Origin of the sequence: Chitinophaga polysaccharea, assembly GCF_007829335.1 — a bacterium.
In the GTDB taxonomy this organism is placed as follows: Bacteria; Bacteroidota; Bacteroidia; order Chitinophagales; family Chitinophagaceae; genus Chitinophaga; species Chitinophaga polysaccharea_B.
Window position 1 is genome coordinate 315,717 of sequence record NZ_VIWO01000007.1, and the last position, 19,443, is coordinate 335,159.

14 protein-coding genes and 1 tRNA gene are annotated in these 19,443 nt (G+C 45.2%); 1 reads left to right on the top strand and 14 read right to left on the bottom strand.

The genetic code is table 11. The annotated features are described in order from the left end of the window. Nucleotides 1-17 precede the first annotated feature (17 nt). The 8 genes from FHW36_RS22805 to FHW36_RS22840 all read right to left on the bottom strand — a co-directional run bounded on the left by FHW36_RS22805 (nt 18) and on the right by FHW36_RS22840 (nt 7,794). Nucleotides 18-599 carry an RNA polymerase sigma factor gene (locus tag FHW36_RS22805; protein WP_145672382.1) on the bottom strand — a complete coding sequence of 194 codons (582 nt, stop codon included), beginning with the start codon at nt 597-599 and terminating at the stop codon, nt 18-20. 395 nt (nt 600-994) lie between these two features. After that, nucleotides 995-1,065: transfer RNA gene (locus FHW36_RS22810), tRNA-Gln, on the bottom strand. 105 nt (nt 1,066-1,170) lie between these two features. After that, nucleotides 1,171-2,211 carry a glycosyltransferase family 9 protein gene (locus FHW36_RS22815; RefSeq protein ID WP_222429152.1) on the bottom strand — a complete coding sequence of 347 codons (1,041 nt, stop codon included), beginning with the start codon at nt 2,209-2,211 and terminating at the stop codon, nt 1,171-1,173. 12 nt (nt 2,212-2,223) lie between these two features. Continuing rightward, nucleotides 2,224-2,829 carry a DUF4254 domain-containing protein gene (locus FHW36_RS22820; RefSeq protein ID WP_145672384.1) on the bottom strand — a complete coding sequence of 202 codons (606 nt, stop codon included), beginning with the start codon at nt 2,827-2,829 and terminating at the stop codon, nt 2,224-2,226. Between the two features lie 670 nt (nt 2,830-3,499). After that, complete coding sequence (locus FHW36_RS22825; RefSeq protein WP_145672386.1) at nt 3,500-4,933, bottom strand: APC family permease; 1,434 nt, start codon at nt 4,931-4,933, stop codon at nt 3,500-3,502. A gap of 238 nt (nt 4,934-5,171) precedes the next feature. Continuing rightward, complete coding sequence (locus tag FHW36_RS22830) at nt 5,172-5,786, bottom strand: OmpH family outer membrane protein (protein WP_145672388.1); 615 nt, start codon at nt 5,784-5,786, stop codon at nt 5,172-5,174. A gap of 119 nt (nt 5,787-5,905) precedes the next feature. Continuing rightward, nucleotides 5,906-6,934: a glycerophosphodiester phosphodiesterase gene (locus FHW36_RS22835; RefSeq protein ID WP_145672390.1), complete on the bottom strand. Its 1,029-nt coding sequence runs from the start codon at nt 6,932-6,934 to the stop codon at nt 5,906-5,908. A gap of 167 nt (nt 6,935-7,101) precedes the next feature. After that, a complete protein-coding gene (locus tag FHW36_RS22840) occupies nt 7,102-7,794 on the bottom strand; it encodes a DUF4397 domain-containing protein (protein ID WP_145672392.1) in 693 nt (230 codons plus the stop codon). 136 nt (nt 7,795-7,930) lie between these two features. Here FHW36_RS22840 and FHW36_RS22845 point away from each other — a divergent pair, with 136 nt between their 5' ends. Further along, nucleotides 7,931-8,488 carry a hypothetical protein gene (locus FHW36_RS22845; protein ID WP_145672394.1) on the top strand — a complete coding sequence of 186 codons (558 nt, stop codon included), beginning with the start codon at nt 7,931-7,933 and terminating at the stop codon, nt 8,486-8,488. Nucleotides 8,489-8,686: 198 nt separating this feature from the next. Here the strand turns inward: FHW36_RS22845 and rpoC are convergent, their stop codons facing one another. From rpoC to rplK, 6 genes are all read right to left on the bottom strand, one after another. After that, entirely contained in the window at nt 8,687-12,985 is a 4,299-nt protein-coding gene (rpoC, locus tag FHW36_RS22850) for a DNA-directed RNA polymerase subunit beta' (RefSeq protein ID WP_145672395.1), read from the bottom strand. A gap of 121 nt (nt 12,986-13,106) precedes the next feature. Further along, nucleotides 13,107-16,916 (bottom strand): DNA-directed RNA polymerase subunit beta, encoded by a 3,810-nt coding sequence (rpoB, locus tag FHW36_RS22855; protein ID WP_145672397.1) that lies wholly within the window; start codon nt 16,914-16,916, stop codon nt 13,107-13,109. Between the two features lie 217 nt (nt 16,917-17,133). After that, nucleotides 17,134-17,505 carry a 50S ribosomal protein L7/L12 gene (gene rplL / locus FHW36_RS22860; RefSeq protein WP_145672399.1) on the bottom strand — a complete coding sequence of 124 codons (372 nt, stop codon included), beginning with the start codon at nt 17,503-17,505 and terminating at the stop codon, nt 17,134-17,136. Between the two features lie 95 nt (nt 17,506-17,600). Then, the gene (gene rplJ / locus FHW36_RS22865) at nt 17,601-18,128 is read right to left on the bottom strand and encodes a 50S ribosomal protein L10 (RefSeq protein WP_145672401.1); all 528 of its coding nucleotides are present in this window, start codon (nt 18,126-18,128) and stop codon (nt 17,601-17,603) included. Nucleotides 18,129-18,187: 59 nt separating this feature from the next. Continuing rightward, complete coding sequence (gene rplA, locus FHW36_RS22870) at nt 18,188-18,877, bottom strand: 50S ribosomal protein L1 (protein WP_145672403.1); 690 nt, start codon at nt 18,875-18,877, stop codon at nt 18,188-18,190. A 43-nt stretch (nt 18,878-18,920) separates the two neighbouring features. Beyond that, complete coding sequence (gene rplK, locus FHW36_RS22875; RefSeq protein WP_145672404.1) at nt 18,921-19,364, bottom strand: 50S ribosomal protein L11; 444 nt, start codon at nt 19,362-19,364, stop codon at nt 18,921-18,923. Between the last annotated feature and the right edge of the window lie 79 nt (nt 19,365-19,443).

Here is a 19,443-nt window from a genome sequence, read left to right on the forward strand (position 1 = left end):
GAGAAAAGAAAAAATTCTCAGGAGCGGAAAAACGCCAGTAGTAAAGGGAGGAATTTCAAGTATGCCTGGCAATATTGACGGATGGCGCGCATTGCTTCCGCCAGGTGTGATTTAACGGTTTCGGGAGACATACGCAGTATTTCGGCTGTTTCGCGGCGTTTGTACCCTTCTCCTTTCATCAGGTGATATACCTGTTTCTGGCGGATACTTAAACGATCTACTGCCTGGTGAATAACTATGGCATATTCCTTTTCTGCCAACCAATCTCCCACATCCTGTCCCAATGCTTCCAACAAAGCTCCCCCGGCTTGTTCACGCAGTTCCTGCCTGCGTATATGGCGCAAATAATCTATTGCCTGGTTGCGCGTAATAGTGAAAAGATAAGCCCTGAAAGATACCACTCTCTGCATATCTACCCGCTTTTGCCATACCTGCAGAAATACTTCCTGCACCAGCTCTTCTGCCATTGGCGCCGATTTCATCAATTTTAATCCTATCGTGTATATCTTATGGCTATAGCGCTTAAATAACAGGGTAAAGGCCTGCTCATCTCCTTCCGATAGCCGCTGCAGTAAAACTCCATCTGTTAAATCCTGCATAGATTAAGAGATTGCGGTTGATATTGGTTGACTAATTACATTTACGCGTGCCCGCAATAGAAAGTAACGAAGATAATTGATTCGCGAGAGATTTATATATATGTCAAAGAGAAGGGAATAAATAAATGCAAACCAACCCTGGGGAGATAGCCGCTATGGACTATCGTTTCTCCGGCGGTTGTCACCGGTTTCAAAGTATGCTGAGCTTAGAAACCGATTTTCGCCAATTTCTAAGATATCTGGTGAGAAAATATGAAGGATAAGGATGCGATAAATATCTGAATAGTGGCAACGAATTTTTGTGGTGCGTGGGGAGTACGATGGTAGACAGTTTTGTCCCGGCAGATGGCAAAATAAAAAGGACAAAATGGAATCACCACTTTGTCCTTTTGTAGTTGCCCAACCTGGATTCGAACCAAGACAAACAGAACCAAAATCTGTCGTACTACCATTATACTATTGGGCAATACCCTTTATTGTTTGGGATGGCAAAAGTATAACTTTTTTTATTTCTGCAAAAAAAACTTACAATATTTTTTAAATATCCTTTCAAACCAGCTACTATGGCCCATCAGGAAATCACGCCATTTACCTTATCCACTATCTGTGCGGGTTTTATCCATTCCATACAGGCGTGATCGCCTCTGAAACAGGGTTTATTGCCAAATACAGAGCAAGGCCTGCAAGCGAGGTCATCAATTTGTACAGCATGGTTGGGGGATTGCCCATATCCCATAAAACCGGCAAATGGGTGTGTAGCTCCCCAAACGGATACGGCGGGTACGCCAAACAGCGATGCCAGGTGCATATTGGCAGAGTCCATACTGATCATTACATCCAGCTGGCTGATGATCGCCATTTCTTCTGCCAGTGAAAAACGGCCTGCTACTACAATAGCGCCGGGCAATTTCTCCGCCACAGCGGTCAGCTGCGCTACTTCCTGCGGCCCTCCCCCCATCAGCAACAGCTGTTGCCCGGGTTCCTGCACCAGTAACGACAATACTGCTTCCATCTTTTCCAACGGGTACATTTTTTCGCGGTAAGTGGCAAAAGGAGCCACCCCTATCCACTTTTTACCGGCTTTTGGACCAGTCACCGCCAAAACGTTCTCAGGCAAAGAACGGAGCGGAAAAACGGGTTGTTGCCCCATTTGACAACGCAGTCCCAATTGACGGAAAACAATAGCATATCGCTCTATGGTAGTGGTCAGTGGTTGCAGTACCTTATTTTCCTGGCGGGTGAGCGCCTTTTTCTCCGCACGTCCTTTGTCGATAGCGGCGACCGGGGTGCCCGTGAAACGGAAAAATGTCCGGACAATCTTTGATCTCAGCACATTGTGCAGGTCGGCCACCGCATGAATGCGCCACTGCTTCTGCACTTCCCGGAACAGGCGATATAATCCCTTCACCCCCTTGTGAATTCCCTTCACATCTGCAGGGAAAAAGTGCAAGCGCGGTATACCTGCGCATAAGGCGCCCCAGTTCCGGTTGGTCACAAAAACAATCTCCACTTCCGGGTTCTCTTGCAGCACCTGCTTTATAACAGGGATGGTCATGGCCACATCTCCCATGGCCGACAACCGGGTAACCAGTATCGTTTTTACAGTGCCCAAATGATTGCGGATTTATTGTTCGGTTTTGTATAAAACGGGATTGAGAGAAGGATCATTGTACATCTTCATCTGCTTATACACTTTCATGAATTTTCTACCTGCAGCAATATCCGCCAGCAATGCTTCAATAGCGGTGGAAAGGTCTTTTTGCTGTTCCAGTAAAATATCCAGCTTACGCTGGCAGGCTGCCCGGTGCTCAGGCGTAGCATCTGCACGAGTAGCTTCCTCCTGCATATGGTAAATCTTCAGTCCCAGGATAGACAAACGGTCTATTGCCCAGGCCGGACTTTCGGTATTAATACTGGCATCTGCCGCCGGCACTACCTCTTTATATTTGTCCAGGAAATAGCTGTCTATATACTCCACCATATCCGTACGCTCCTGGTTAGAACGGTCAATCCAGCGCTTGAGTTCCAATGCGGCGACCGGGTCTATTTTCGGGTCCCGGATAATGTCTTCCAGGTGCCACTGTACCGTATCGATCCAGTTTTTCAGGAAAAGTAAATGCTCAATGCTGCTTTTTTCATACGGATTAGAAATAGCCTGATGCACATCATTGTGCTCATGATAGGCGGCGATACTCTGGTTAAATATCTTTATAGACAGTTCTGTAAACATGCCGCAAATGTACAAAAAAGGAAATATCAGTATTAGTTTTTACATGATGCGAAACAATACCGGTGATAACTATGCTACAACAAAAAAGCGCATGGTGGACACCATACGCTTATTGTAAAAGATTGTCATGTGAATGTTCGAGAATGCAAATCGTGAAGGCTTTTAATGGTTATCTTGGGGTTGAGATGCCGTCAAGGTTATACCACCTTATTTCCTTTTTTACCCTAAAAATGATGCAGTTACACACCATAGTTGGCAATAAATACTTTTATAGTTATTTGCTGTTTTTTGTTTGAATATCTTTTGAATGCAGTAAAAATCAACTACTCTAATGGCTATACTTTTATTGAGGGTTTATAAATCATTGCTGTAATTGTTAACAAATTCCAGGTCACAAATTACAGGGTCAAATCACAGACGTTTCATAAAATGGCATAGCCTCTTGCTACATCTTTTTTATGGGATTCCTTCGCTAACGTTGACAATATCCTATGTTAAAAATATTCTCTAATAATTACCGGGTTTTCTAAATCGTCTAGGGCTCATTTTTCAGACATCACTATCGCCGTGTGTCTTAGTGCAAATTAAATGTGGCCACTGCAATACCGATTGCAGTGGCCACACTTTTTTATACAACGTTCGTGGTAAATCTCTGTTTTATTTGTCCATTTTAGCTCAAACTGCCCTTGCGCTGACGCGCCATGGCCAGGTAATACAGCGGAATACCCAACAAGATAATTCCAAGTCCGGGTAAGGTATAACTGGTTTCAAATACCAGCAGCAACAATGCCAACGAGGAAGCTACAATGATGTAAATCATTGGTAACACCGGGTATCCGAAAGCTTTATACGGACGGGCAACTTCAGGGCGCTTCTTTCTTAAAATAAAAATACCGAGTATAGTTAACACATAAAATATCAATACGCCGAAGATCACCAACGCCAGCAAATCGTTGTAACGGCCTGTTAAACAAAGCAGCGAAGCCCAGGCGCACTGGATCCATAACCCATGAGCAGGTACGCTGTATTTATTGAGCATGCCGGCCTGGCGGAAAAACAGCTTGTCTTCTGCCATCGTATAATAAATCCTGGCGCCTGATAATATCAGTCCATTATTACATCCAAAAGTAGAGATCATGATCATCACAGCGATGATAATAGCCCCGCTGGAACCAAATATTTTAGCCGCTGCAGCCACGCCCACACGGTCGTTGGCAGCAAAGGCAATGTCATTCAGCGGTAACACCGCCAGGTACATCAGGTTGCAGCTCACATAAATAATCGTTACAATCAACGTTCCCAGGAACAGCGAACGGCCAATGTTTTTAGCCGGGTTCTTAATTTCCCCCGCAATAAAAGTTACGTTATTCCATGCATCGCTGGAAAACAGCGATCCCTTCATAGATACCGCAATAGCGCCAAATAACGCCAGCCCCGACAGTGCTGCAGTAATCACCTCTCCATTGGGCGAACTTACGGCAGTGGCATCCCAGGCATGTTGCCAGTTTGCCTGCCAGATTTCCTGTTTGGCGCCAATGGCGAATCCGAAAATAATCAATCCAAATAGCGATAAGAGCTTCGCCAGCGTAAAGACCGTTTGTATTACCTTGCCATGCTGTACACCACGGGTATTGATAAACGTTAGTAAGATGATGGAAATAATAGCTACTATCTGCGCGGCAGAAATCTGTACAATACCCGCATCCAGCAAGATGTTTTTTTCACTGAACCCCGGAATCAGGTAGGCGGTAAACTTGGCAAAAGCCACTGCTACCGCGGCAATAGTTCCTGTTTGGATCACGCCAAACTGTGTCCAGCCAAACAGGAAGGCTATAAACGGGTTGTAAGCCTCCCGGAGATAAACATACTGGCCACCGGCCTTGGGATACATACCCGACAACTCTCCATAACTCAGGGCCGCAATAAGCGTTACCACGCCTGCCAGCACCCACATGGCGGTGATCCAGCCAGCGCCACCCACGCTGCGGGCAATTTCTGCAGTGACAATAAAAATACCGGAGCCTATCATGGAACCCGCCACAATCATGGTGGCATCCAATAAACTCAGCGATGGCTTGAACGATTTAGTCTGGTTGATTTCCATATGATTCACTATAAAAAATCCCGGCGCATAAAAGACCGGGGGGAATAAGGTAGAATAAAATAGTTTGTTTTGTGGGCTTATACAGGGTTACACCTTATATATTCCTTCCTGCAATATAATAACATCTGCTGTTAACTGCTAACCTATTCCCGTGATTTTCCCGGTATAACATAACTGACATAAAAAATCCCGGTTCCTGACGAACCGGGACAATAAAAAGCTTGTTGACGCTAATCAGTTATTTAGCAGGCGTTGAATCCTGTGCGTTCATGCCTTTAATAACATCTGCTGTTACATCATAGGCAGGATCTTTATACAGAATATTGCTGGCAGTGCTACGATAAGAGAATATAAACGCGTAACGTTTGTCGGCATTGAAGGATTTCAGGAAAGCATCCAGTCTCTTCTGGAGTTCTTCGTTGAACTTAGTTTCCTGTTCCGTATAGGCAGCACGTAAATTCTGCGCTTCCTGCTCCAGTTGCTGTTGTTTAGACATCAAACTGCGCTGGGCTGTTTCTCCCTGCTCCTGTGTGAGGGTATTGGCTCTGCGCTGCAGGTCAGCATATTCGCTTTGTAAAGCACGGGCCTTGCCTTGCAGCTGGTTGTCCATCTGCTGTTGCTTCTGCTCCAGTACCGCTCTTTTCTCTTTAAAATATTCAAAATGTGCTTCTAATGAATCCAGATCTACATACGCCATTTTGAAACCGCCCGCAGCAGCAGTATTGGTTCCTGCGGCAGGGGTGGCGGCTGGCGTAGTGCTGTTACCAGCTTTGTTTCCCTGGCAAGACATCAATAATCCGGCTGCTAATGCCGCTAATAATCCTTTAGTCACTAATTGTTTACGAGTGCGCATGTTAATAGGTGGATTTGCTTCTTTTAGTACATTTTTAAAAATGGAACGGCTAAAATACTGCTTTTACCGGATTTTCAAATTCCGGATACCGTTTTTTAGCTAGGTTTTAACTAATATCGCTACTTTACTTTATCCAGCAGGATTTCGGGCTCATTGGTGGTAATAAAGTCGATACCATCTTTCAATAACATATCCATCACTTCCGGATGATCGATTGTCCACGCATTGGTGGTTACTTTTTGCTGCCTGGCAGTAGCTATCAGCTGCAGATCTTTCTTAAATACTGCCTGGTTATAGTCCAGCCCCCAGATCCCATCAGCCTGTAATTCAGCTGGTGTTTTGTCGCCATTCAGGTAGGCAATCTTCGCCGTTGGCTCCAGTTGCTTCAACTTCTTACAAATATTATAGTCAAAACTGATATAAAACATCCAGGCCTGGGCTTTTTTGGCGCGAATCAGCTCCACTGCTTTGGTGGCCAGCAATTCACCCCTACCTGTTGCCGATGGCTTCAATTCCAGTACCAGCCTGGTTTTATGCTGTTCCATCGCCGTATTGATATACTCTTCCAGGGTAGGAACCCGGTCGCCATTCTTTAACTGTACTGTCTGTAAATCAGCCAGGGTAGATGCTTCTACCTTCTTCCCTCCTATTTCCGGGTCATGGGATATCACCAGCTGACCGTCGGAAGACAACCACACGTCAAACTCAGATCCTTCACAACCCAGTTTAATCGCATCTTTCAGGGAGGTAATACTATTTTGGCTACCCTCGTGGTGTTTCCAGGCGCCGCGGTGCGCTACTACCTTATTACGGATAAACTGGTCGGCTACTAGCAGAAAGTCAGCAGTATCTGCGCCCGCTTTAATCTTCACCGGGTAAACGGCCTCGCCGGAAGCATCCACGGCAACCTTCTTCTTAAGCTGTAACAGGCCATTCTTGATGGTAAACAGCCCCGATTTGTCTTCCAATAAGGTAGCAGGACCTACATTACCTTGCTTATCATAAATCTTTCCTATAACGGCCTGTTTTTGCTTTACCGGAATCGTATAGGCATCGAGGTAAGGACCGGCTGCCTGTTGTTGTGCCTGCGCCCCAGTCCCCATAAAGGCGATTCCAGCCATAAGCAATACTTTTTTGCAATTGTTCATGTTATTGGCGTTTTCTCTAAAATAGCGTGCAATTTATTTATTTCCATCCCCGGAGGGGGAAATAGGGTATTAAATTAAAATAAAGCTTTAATAGTCATGCATAAAAAAACGAGGAAGTATTCATTTGAAACACTTCCTCACGCTATATCGATGGCCAGAGCCGGCTATTAATTATGATTTACCTGCAATATATCCATTTTCGTTGAGTCCAGCGGATACCCGGCCGTAATCAACGTGTATACCTTACCGGTTTGTGTCGGCATCTTATACGACTTCAGTACTTTAAGGGAATCTGTCCATCGGAAATTAATCGTGTAGGTACTATCACCCATTATCGGAGCAAAATCCGTTTGCGATGGAAACCCAAGTCCCCGGAAAAAACGGGGGAGAGTATCTGAATAAACATCTATCCCCAATGGCGTTCCGTTAGGCTTGAATCCCTGGCTGAAATCAATCACCCTGAATTTGGCCTGGCCAGCCGGCACAGCCAGGTCATCTTCCGTAACAATCATTGTCAGAAGAGTTTTGGTACTATCCGCTCCAAGAAAAGCGGTGTAGTAACGATTGTTCCGTAAAAAGAGCTGTTGATTGAAGATGACCCGGGTTGGATTACTCGCAGTGGTAATAATCAGGTTATATTTTTGTGCCCGGAAAGATTTATACCCCGTACTGGTTTTATAACCTACATTGCTGGCAAAGTCAATACTATCCAGCCTTACATTAAACTGATCGTTAAGTATCTGCGTAGCATTAACAAACATCAGGTTGCCATGTGTATCCGGTACTGCACTATCGCTGTTCTTCTTACAAGCTCCCAGCAACACCAGCCCAATAATTATAGGAATGATCAGGTATTTCATGAAATCCACTTCGTTTTACAAAGTCAAAAATAGGTTTTAATTGGTTTTTAATAGTCCCCCATTAAACAAATATTATCCAGCACCGTCTATTCTTTACAAACAAATTAATTATCATATATTAAAACCTACAACAATTATGAAAATCACTACTGTCCTTGTACCTGCGCTTGTTTTAGGATTGACGTCCTTCACTGCACAAGCCCAGCACCATGTTAAACACGATAAAATCGATATTCACCACGACCGGAAAGACATCCAACACGACAACAAGGATATTAACCGTTCCAAAAAGGATATCCAGCACGATCGTAACGAAGTAAAGCAAGACAACCGCGATATTCAGCACGATAAAAACGATATCAACAACAACCGTAAGGACCTCCACCATGACTACAATGATGCCCGTAAAGACCGGCAAGATATCGCCAAAGACCGGAAAAAGGGGGATACCAAAGACCTGGCAAAAGATAAGGCCGATCTGAGAAACGATTACAGCGACATCCATCACGATAAAAAAGACTTATCACATGATGGTAAAGATCTGACGGCCGACAGAAAGGATAGAAATCGCGATAACAAAGACATTCAACAGGATAAACACCAACTGAACCGGGAAAGAAAAGATAAACAGCATGATGTAAAAGACCTGCAGCACGATAAGAAAGACCTGCAAAAGGATCAGAAAAATTCATAACAATACGCTGGCAAGCAATCATCATCCATTTCATCCCCTTTTCTTAACATCCTGATGGCTGGCCCCAAATAAATGACAGGTGTCTCGAAAGTAATTTTGAGGCGCCTGTTCTATTTTATTCATTCACAATATGGCAAAAAAAGAGGGAGCTTCATATAGAAACTCCCTCTTTACTATTTCGTGAAATGCTTTGCAGCACTATTCTTCTTCATCAAACTGGAACACTTCCTTAGAAGAGGCCAGGATATCGTATTCTTCTTTAGAACCTACGATCATGTTTTCGAATTCACGTAAACCAGTACCGGCTGGGATCAGGTGACCTGTGATCACATTCTCCTTCAGACCCATCATATCATCGGTTTTACCGTTGATAGCTGCCTGAGACAGTACTTTGGTGGTTTCCTGGAAGGACGCAGCGGAGATCCAGCTACGGGTACCCAGTGACGCCTTGGTGATACCTTGCAGTAATGGACTGGAAGTAGCCGGCTGTGCATCGCGGAATTCTACCAGTTTCTTATCTGCACGACGCAGTAAGGAGTTTTCTTCGCGAACCTGACGGAGGGTTACTATCTGACCTGCTTTCAGGTTAGTAGATTCACCTGCTTCAGTTACAACCTTCTTGTCGAAGATCATATCGTTTTCTTCGAAGAAATCGAACCTGTCTTCTGTATCGCCCTCGAGGAAGCGGGTATCACCCGGATCTTCGATGTTTACTTTACGCATCATCTGGCGAACAATCACCTCAATGTGTTTGTCGTTGATCTTCACACCCTGTAAACGGTATACTTCCTGGATTTCATTTACCAGGTATTCCTGTACAGCAAACGGTCCTTTGATAGACAGGATGTCGGCAGGCGTAGTAGAACCATCGGAAAGAGAAGTACCGGCCTTCACGAAGTCACCATCCTGTACCAGGATATGACGGGTTAATGGCACCAGGTATTTCTTGATCTGACCTTCACGGCTTTCGATGATGATTTCGCGGTTACCACGTTTGATGTTACCAAATGCTACCACACCATCAATTTCAGAAACGATAGCAGGGTTACTTGGGTTACGGGCTTCAAAGAGCTCGGTTACACGTGGCAGACCACCCGTGATATCTCGCAGTTTACCGATAACACGTGGGATCTTCACAATTACCTGACCTGCTCTCACCTTGTCACCTTCAGTGATAACGATATGAGAACCTACCGGTAAGTTGTAAGATTTCACTTCCTTGTTACCTTCTACCAGGATAGACGGAATCTTATTCTTGTCTTTTGTTTCAATTACTACTTTCTCACGGTGTCCTGTTTGTTCATCTGCTTCTTCACGGAAGGTAATACCCTCAATGATGCTGTCGAAACGAATGCTACCAGGTATTTCAGACACGATAACGGCGTTGAATGGATCCCATGTACAGATCATTTCACCTTTCGTTACTTTCTGTCCGTCTTTAACCAACAGGGTAGAACCGTAAGGAATGTTGTTGGTAACCAGCAGACGATCGTTTTTCACGTCCATGATACGCAACTCACCGGTACGACCAATAACTACCTGTACTTTTTCACCTTCGTTGTTTTCGTAGGTGGTAGTACGTAAGCCATCGAATTGTACAGTACCGTCAAACTTAGCTGGCATACCGGATTCAACGGAAGTAGAACCGGCCACACCACCCACGTGGAAGGTACGCAGTGTCAACTGTGTACCAGGCTCACCGATTGACTGGGCAGCGATGATACCTACTGCATCACCTCTCTGCGCCGTGTAACCACTGGCCAGGTTTTTACCGTAGCATTTTACACACACACCACGACGGCTTTCGCAAGTCAGTACGGAGCGGATTTCTACGGTTTCAATTGCACTTTCTTCAATTCTGTGTGCAATTTCTTCAGTGATTTCAGCACCGGCAGCAACGATCAGTTCCTCGTCATTATGAGGATCAAATACGTCGTGCAGGGAAGTACGTCCCAGGATACGGTCGTACAGTGTTTCGATCACTTCTTCATTGTCTTTCAATGCAGAAGTAGCAATACCACGGAGTGTACCACAATCCTCTTCATTGATAACCACATCTTGCGCAACGTCTACCAGACGACGGGTCAGGTAACCCGCATCCGCTGTTTTCAACGCCGTATCCGCGAGACCCTTACGGGCACCGTGCGTAGAGATGAAGTATTCCAATACGTTCAAACCATCTTTAAAGTTGGACAATACCGGGTTCTCGATGATCTCAGAACCAGTAGATCCACTCTTACGTGGCTTAGCCATCAGACCTCTGATACCAGCCAGCTGTTTAATCTGCTGTTTGGAACCACGCGCACCGGAATCCAACATCATGTATACAGAGTTGAACCCTTGCTTGTCTGTTGCCAGTTCACGGATCAGGGTTTCTGTTACCTTCGTATCCACACGTGACCAGATATCGATGATCTGGTTGTAACGTTCGTTGTTGGTGATCAGACCCATGTTATAGTTATCCCAAACTTCGTCCACTTCACTGGAAGCACCATCAATCATGTCCTGCTTAACATCCGGAATGATCAGGTCATTAATGTTAAATGACAGACCACCGCGGAACGCCATGCGGAAACCTAATTGTTTGATGTCATCCAGGAACTTGGCAGTTGCAGGGATATTGGTAGCTTTAATGATATCACCGATGATTTCACGCAGTGACTTTTTTGTCAGCAGGGCGTTTACATAACCGGCAGCTTTAGGTACGAACTGGTTGAACAGTACGCGACCAACCGTTGTTTCGATCAGTTTTTTCTCCAGCTCACCGTTTGCATTTCTTACATCAGCTTTCACACGGATGTGAGCATGCAGGTCGATGCGGTCTTCATTCAGTGCAATGATCACTTCTTCAGCAGAGTAGAAAGCTTTACCTTCTCCCCTTACCACCACATCTCCCATAGTTTTCTTACCCTTGGTAATGTAGTACAGACCAAGCACCATGTCCTGTGAAGGCAGGGTGATAGGCGTACCATTCTGCGGGTTGAGGATGTTGTGAGAAGACAGCATCAGCAGTTGGGCTTCCAGGATCGCAGCATTGCTCAAAGGCACGTGTACCGCCATCTGGTCACCATCAAAGTCGGCGTTGAACGCAGAACACACGAGCGGGTGCAGCTGTATCGCTTTACCTTCCACCAGTTTAGGCTGGAACGCCTGGATAGACAAACGGTGCAGGGTCGGAGCACGGTTTAACATTACCGGGTGACCTTTCAGTACGTTTTCCAGGATATCCCAAACCACCGCTTCTTTACGATCTACCAGCTTCTTCGCTGATTTCACGGTTTTAACGATACCTCTTTCGATCAGCTTACGGATAATAAACGGTTTGAATAACTCTGCCGCCATATCCTTAGGCAAACCACATTCATGTAGTTTCAGTTCAGGACCTACCACGATTACAGAACGTCCGGAATAATCCACACGTTTACCGAGCAAGTTCTGACGGAAACGACCTTGTTTACCTTTCAGTACGTCTGACAGGGATTTCAGTGCACGACCACCTTCCGCTTTTACCGCATTGGATTTACGGGAGTTGTCGAACAGGGAATCCACAGCTTCCTGTAACATACGTTTTTCGTTACGAAGGATCACCTCAGGCGCCTTAATTTCGATCAAACGTTTCAGACGATTGTTACGGATAATTACCCTGCGGTAAAGATCGTTCAGGTCAGAAGACGCAAAACGGCCACCATCCAAAGGAACTAACGGACGCAGTTCTGGTGGTACCACAGGAATATATTGCATTACCATCCATTCAGGACGGTTTTCTACACGACCATTGGCTTCACGGAAAGCTTCCACTACACTCAAACGTTTCAGCGCTTCCGCTTTACGTTGCTGGGAAGTTTCAGTGGCAGCCTGGTTACGCAGCTGGTAAGAAAGACTGTCCAGGTCAATCCGGGCCAGCATCATTTCTACCGCTTCCGCTCCCATCTTGGCAATAAACTTGTTAGGATCTTCATCCGGTAACAGCTGATTGTCTTTTGGTAACGTATCCAGGATATCCAGGTATTCTTCTTCTGTGAGCAAGTCACCGTAGTTCATACCTTTTTCCTGTTTCATACCTGCCTGGATGATCACATACCTTTCATAGTACACGATAGTTTCCAGTTTCTTGGAAGACATACCGAGCAGGTAACCAATCTTGTTAGGCAGGGATTTGAAATACCATATATGTACAACGGGCACCACTAAACGAATGTGTCCCATTCTCTCACGACGTACTTTCTTCTCCGTTACCTCTACACCGCAGCGATCACACACAATACCCTTATAACGGATACGCTTATATTTTCCGCAATAGCACTCGTAATCCTTTACAGGACCGAATATTCTTTCGCAGAACAAACCATCACGTTCCGGCTTGTAAGTACGGTAGTTGATGGTTTCAGGTTTCAGCACTTCACCGTATGAACGCTCCAGGATAACATCCGGAGAAGCCAGACTGATGGTAATGCTGTTAAAATTTGATTTAGGACGATTTTCTTTCTTGATAGCCATCTGTAATTAGCTTTTAGCTGTTAGCCGTTGGTGATAAGCCAGCGACAAAAATTTTATTCCTGCGAAATATCCAAGCTATCAGCCATTAGCAGTGCTGCTAATGGCTGGTAGCTAAAAGCTCTTAGTCAAATTTCAGATCCAGACCCAGACCACGCAATTCATGAATCAATACGTTGAAGGATTCAGGTACACCCGCTTTCGGAATGTTGTCACCTTTCACGATGGACTCATATGCTTTGGCACGACCTACGATATCATCTGATTTAATAGTAAGCAGTTCCTGCAGGATGTTGGATGCACCGTATGCTTCCAGTGCCCACACCTCCATCTCACCAAAACGCTGACCACCAAACTGGGCTTTACCACCCAGTGGCTGTTGGGTAATGAGACTGTACGGTCCGATAGAACGGGCGTGCATCTTATCATCCACCATGTGGCTCAGTTTAAGCATATAGATAACACCCACGGTTGCTTTCTGGTGGAAACGATCTCCCGTTTCACCATCATGCAGGTACGCGTGACCAAAGCTAGGTAATCCAGCTTCGCTGATATAAGCAGCAATTTCTTCGGTAGTAGCACCATCAAAAATCGGCGTAGCAAAACGTACTCCCAGTTTCAGACCTGCCCAACCTAATACGGTTTCGTAGATCTGTCCAAGGTTCATACGGGAAGGTACCCCGAGTGGGTTCAGTACGATATCCAGTGGTGTACCGTCTTCCAGGAATGGCATGTCTTCATCACGCACAATCTTGGCAACGATACCCTTGTTACCGTGACGTCCCGCCATCTTATCACCTACTTTCAACTTACGCTTGCTGGCCAGGTAAACCTTCGCCAGTTTCAGTACGCCCGCTGGCAGCTCATCACCGATAGAGATGTTGAACTTCTCACGTTTGTAACGACCCAGCTCTTCGTTGAACTTGATGTTATAGTTGTGCAAGAGTGTATTGATCTGATCGTTCACCACTTCGTCTGTTGTCCAGCCCAGTGGGTTTACGTTCATGAAATCAATATTTACCAGGTTCTTCGGAGAGAACTTGGAACCCTTAGAAATCAATACTTCACCATAAGTGTTGGTAATACCCTGAGAGGTTTTATCCTTCAGTAATACCAGCAACTTACTCATCAGCACTTCCAGCAGGTCTTCGGCATTCTTCTGGTGAATTTTCTCCAGTTTCTCGATCGCTGCTTTCTCACGGGTTTTTGAATTCTTATCTTTCTTAGCGCGGCTAAACAGTTTTTTGTCGATTACCACACCTTCTGTTGATGGAGGCGCTTTCAGCGACGCATCTTTCGCATCAGAAGCCTTATCACCAAAGATCGCTCTCAGGAGTTTTTCTTCAGGAGAAGGATCAGACTCACCACGCGGAGTGATTTTACCGATCAGGATATCACCTTCCTTGATGTGCGCACCAACACGGATAATACCGTTCTGGTCAAGGTCTTTGGTAGCCTCTTCACTCACGTTAGGAATATCCGGTGTCAGTTCTTCTTCACCCAGTTTGGTATCGCGAACTTCCAGCTCATATTCATCAATGTGGATGGAAGTAAAGAGGTCTTCACGTGCAACACGCTCAGAAATTACGATCGCATCCTCAAAGTTGTAACCTTTCCATGGCATAAACGCTACCTTCAGGTTGCGTCCCAGCGCCAGTTCACCACCGCGGGTAGCGTAACCTTCTGTGAGGAAGTCGCCATCTTTCACGCGCTGACCTTTCTTCACGCAAGGTCTGAGGTTGATACAGGTGCTTTGGTTGGTTTTAACGAATTTAGTCAGCGTGTAAACGATCAGATCGTCTTCAAAGCTCACCAGTTTCTGCATTTCATCACGCTCGTAACGAACATGAATTTCGTTTGCATCCACAAATTCTACCACACCATTACCATCTGCGGTAATCTGCAAACGGGAGTCACGTGCAGCTTTGCCTTCCAAACCAGTACCTACGATAGGTACCTCAGGATTCAGCAATGGTACTGCCTGACGTTGCATGTTTGATCCCATCAACGCACGGTTGGCATCATCATGTTCCAGGAACGGAATCAGGGAGGCGCTCAAACCTACGATCTGGTTAGGTGCCACGTCCATGAACTCCACTTCATCTCTGTCGAGAATCGGGAAGTCGCCGGTTTCGCGGGATTTCACCTTATCATTTACGAAATTGCCTTTATCATCCAGTGGGGCGTTTGCCTGCGCAATCTTCACAGAATCTTCCTCTTCAGCGCTCAGGAACTCCACTTTATGCATGTCTACTTTACCACTGTTTACTTTGCGGTAAGGCGTTTCAATGAAGCCCATTTCATTCACCTTAGCGTGTACGCAGAGGGTAGAAATCAGACCGATGTTTGGTCCTTCTGGTGTTTCAATGGTACACAAACGGCCATAGTGGCTGTAGTGAACGTCACGCACCTCAAAGCCTGCTCTTTCACGACTCAAACCACCGGGTCCGAGAGCGGAAATACGGCGTTTGTGGGTGATTTCAGACAGCGGGTTTGTTTGATCCAGGAACTGTGATAACTGGGAAGTACCGAAGAAGGAATTGATAACAGAAGACAAAGTCCTCGCATTAATCAGGTCTACCGGCGTAAATACCTCGTTATCACGAACGTTCATTCTTTCACGGATGGTACGGGCCATACGTGCAAGACCAACACCAAACTGAGCATATAACTGCTCGCCTACAGTACGCACACGACGGTTAGACAGGTGATCGATATCATCGATTTCCGCCTTACCGTTAGTCAGCTGTACCAGGTACTTGATGATGGAGATGATGTCATCCTTCGTTAACACTTTCATGTCTAACGGGGTAGGAAGACCTAATTTTCTGTTGATCTTATAACGACCTACGTCACCGAGATCGTAACGTTTGTCGGAGAAGAACAGTTTATCGATGATTCCCCTTGCTGTTTCATCATCCGGCGCATCGGCACCACGCAGTTGGCGGTAGATGTGCTGAACGGCTTCCAGCTCGGAGTTAGATGTATCCTTATTTAATGTATTGTAGATGATGGAGAAATCACCGCTCACCTCTTCCTTCTGAACGAAAACGCTCTTCAGTCCCATGTCTACGATGGTTTCGATGTTCGCTTCATCCAGGATGCTATCACGCTCGAGCATAATTTCGTTACGCTCGATGCTCACCACTTCACCGGTATCTTCATCCACAAAGTCTTCTACCCAGCTTCTTAAAACACGGGCAGCCAGCTTTTTGCCGGCATATTTATCAAGACTCTTTTTGTCTGCTTTTACTTCATCTGCCATGCCAAACAGCTGCAGAATATCCTTATCTGTTTCATAGCCGATGGCACGCAACAGTGTGGTAACCGGGAATTTCTTCTTACGGTCGATGTAAGCGTACATCACGTTGTTGATGTCAGTTGCAAACTCCATCCACGCGCCCTTGAACGGAATCACCCTTGCAGAGTAGATTTTAGTACCGTTCGGATGTACAGATTGACCAAAGAAAACACCAGGTGAACGATGCAGTTGGGATACAACTACGCGTTCAGCACCATTAATAACGAAAGTACCTCTGGGAGTCATGTACGGAATGTTCCCAAGGAACACATCCTGCACAATTGTCTGGAAATCCACATGCTCCTCATCATTACAGCTGAGGCGGAGTTTCGCTTTCAACGGTACGGAATAAGTAAGCCCACGCTCAATACACTCCTCAATAGTATAACGTGGAGGATCCACGAAATAATCGAGGAATTCCAGATTAAAGATATTTCTGGTATCTGTAATCGGGAAGTTCTCTTTAAATACTTTAAAAAGGCCTTCGTTGTTTCGCTTGTCTGGTGTGGTTTCTAATTGGAAGAAATCCTTGAAAGATTGGATTTGGATAGCCAACAGATCCGGTGTCTCAGTAACTTGTTTGATCTTTCCAAAATTTACTCTTTCGTTTGTTTGGGCTTTTTTTAGAGACATATTCGAAGTTAGCAGTTATATGACTTGTAAGAATTAGGGAAATTAAGATTTCTTTGCCAATACCATCCCAATTTATTTATGCCTTCTGCACATGGTCAAAGTCACTTAACGTGATTCCCCGTTTTGACTCTCTGAAAAAGACACTTTCCCAAAGGGAATAAGGCCAAAAGTGCAAAAGCACTTTTGACCTTTAAAAGATGTATACTTAAGCAAAGAATTACTGAATTTCAACTTCAGCACCAGCTTCAGTCAGCTTAGCTTTCAGGTCTTCAGCCTCAGCTTTGCTTACGCCTTCTTTCAGAGCTTTAGGCGCGCCGTCAACCAGTTCTTTCGCTTCTTTCAGACCTAAGCCGGTCAGGTCTTTAACGACCTTAACAACGTTCAGTTTGCTAGCACCTGCAGATTTCAGGATTACGTTGAAAGCAGTTTTTTCTTCCGCTGCTGGAGCTCCATCGCTAGGACCTGCTACTACTACTGCTGCTGCTGCTGGTTCGATACCGTAGTCAGCTTTCAGAACGTCTGCCAGTTCTTGTACTTCCTTAACAGTTAAACCTACTAATTGTTCAGCTAATGCTTTTACGTCTGCCATTTTATAATGTTTTAATGTAATGTTTGTAAAATGTTGTTAGTTATATTGTGACTTGGAAGCCAATGTTGTATACGGATAGCGGGTAGCTATTCGTACTATTCTGCTGCTGGTGCTTCCACCGCAGCTCCTTCTTTGTTGCCTTTTTCCAGCAAAGCAGCGATAACGCGTTTTGCAGGAGATTGCAACAGACCAACGATTTCGCCGATGAGCTCGTTCTTGGTCTTGATGTTGGTCAGCGCTTTCAGCTGATTGTCGCCTACGAATACTTCGTCAGCAACGAAAGCAGCTTTCAGTACTGGTTTTTCCAGTTTACCGTTAGCCTTACGGAAAGAAGAGATGATCAATGCAGGCTCTTTGGGGCTGTCAGAGAACATCAGGGCAGTTACACCATGCAGACTGTCATAAACACCTGCGTACTTTTCGCTGTCCAGAGATTCCAGTGCCTTACGGATCAGGGTGTTCTTAGCCACCTTCATTTCCACTTTCTTGTCAAAGCAAACCTTCCTCAGATCATTCACCTGTGCAACCGTTAAGGACTCAGTGTTAGTGATATAGAAGTTGCTGTATTGAGAGAACTTGCCTTTCAGCAGTTCTATCACTTCATTTTTTTGATCTTTATTCATATTAAAACGTTTGTAGCAAGCCCCATCTTCACAGATAACGGCTACAACTCGTGATCAATTTAGTTTTGAACAGATTTAGTATCGATAACAATACCAGGACTCATGGTGCTTGCCATAGACAGCCCTTTCAGGTAAGTACCTTTTGCAGTAGCTGGTTTCAGCTTAATGATAGCATTGATCAGCTCCAGGGAGTTCTGCTCAATTTTATCAGATGCGAAAGATACACGACCGATAGAAGCGTGGATGATACCAGCTTTATCTACCTTAAAGGTGATTTTACCGCCTTTAACATCGTTTACCGCAGCTGCAACGTCGTTAGTAACAGTACCGGTCTTAGGGTTCGGCATCAGGTTACGGGGACCTAAGATCTTACCCAGTTTACCGATTTTCGGCATTACAGCAGGAGTAGCTACGATTACATCTACATCAGTCCAACCAGCTTCGATCTTCTGGATAAATTCATCCAGACCAACGAAGTCAGCACCTGCTTCTTTTGCAGCAGCTTCTTTATCAGGTGTGCAAAGCACTAAAACCCTCTTGGTTTTACCGGTACCGTGTGGAAGCGTAACGGAACCACGGATAGCCTGGTCTGCTTTCTTAGGATCAACGCCTAAGCGGATATGTAAATCGACAGAGCTGTCGAATTTAGTACAGTTGATATCTTTAACTAAGCTGGAGGCTTCTTTCAGGCTATACACCTTATTTTTTTCCACCTTCGTGTCAGCTACTTTTCTCTTTTTAGTTGCCATTTGTCAAAATGATTTTAAGTCCTGCCTCAACAGGGTGAAACAATTAGTTTTCCCAAGGAGCTTTACCATCAACAGTAATACCCATGCTACGCGCAGTACCAGCTACCATTTTCATAGCGCTGTTCAGCGTAAAGCAGTTCAGATCAGGCATCTTGTCTTGTGCAATCGCCTCAATCTGAGCCCAGGAAACTTTACCCACCTTGTTACGGTTAGGTTCTTTAGAACCACTCTGTAATTTAGCAGCTTCCAGCAGCTGTACAGGTGCCGGAGGAGTTTTGATTACGAAGTCGAAAGATTTGTCAGTGTAAACAGTCAGCAACACAGGCAATACTTTACCCATTTTATCCTGGGTACGGGCATTGAACTGTTTGCAGAACTCCATGATGTTCACACCTTTGGAACCCAGTGCGGGACCAATTGGAGGTGCAGGGTTGGCCTGGCCGCCTTTAACCTGCAATTTCACGTACGTTGCGATCTCTTTTGCCATGTTTTTTGATTTAATTTGGTTAAACGTCCCCCGTCAAACAGAGAACTCCCAAAACTAAAAGGAACTTAAAATAACCTTT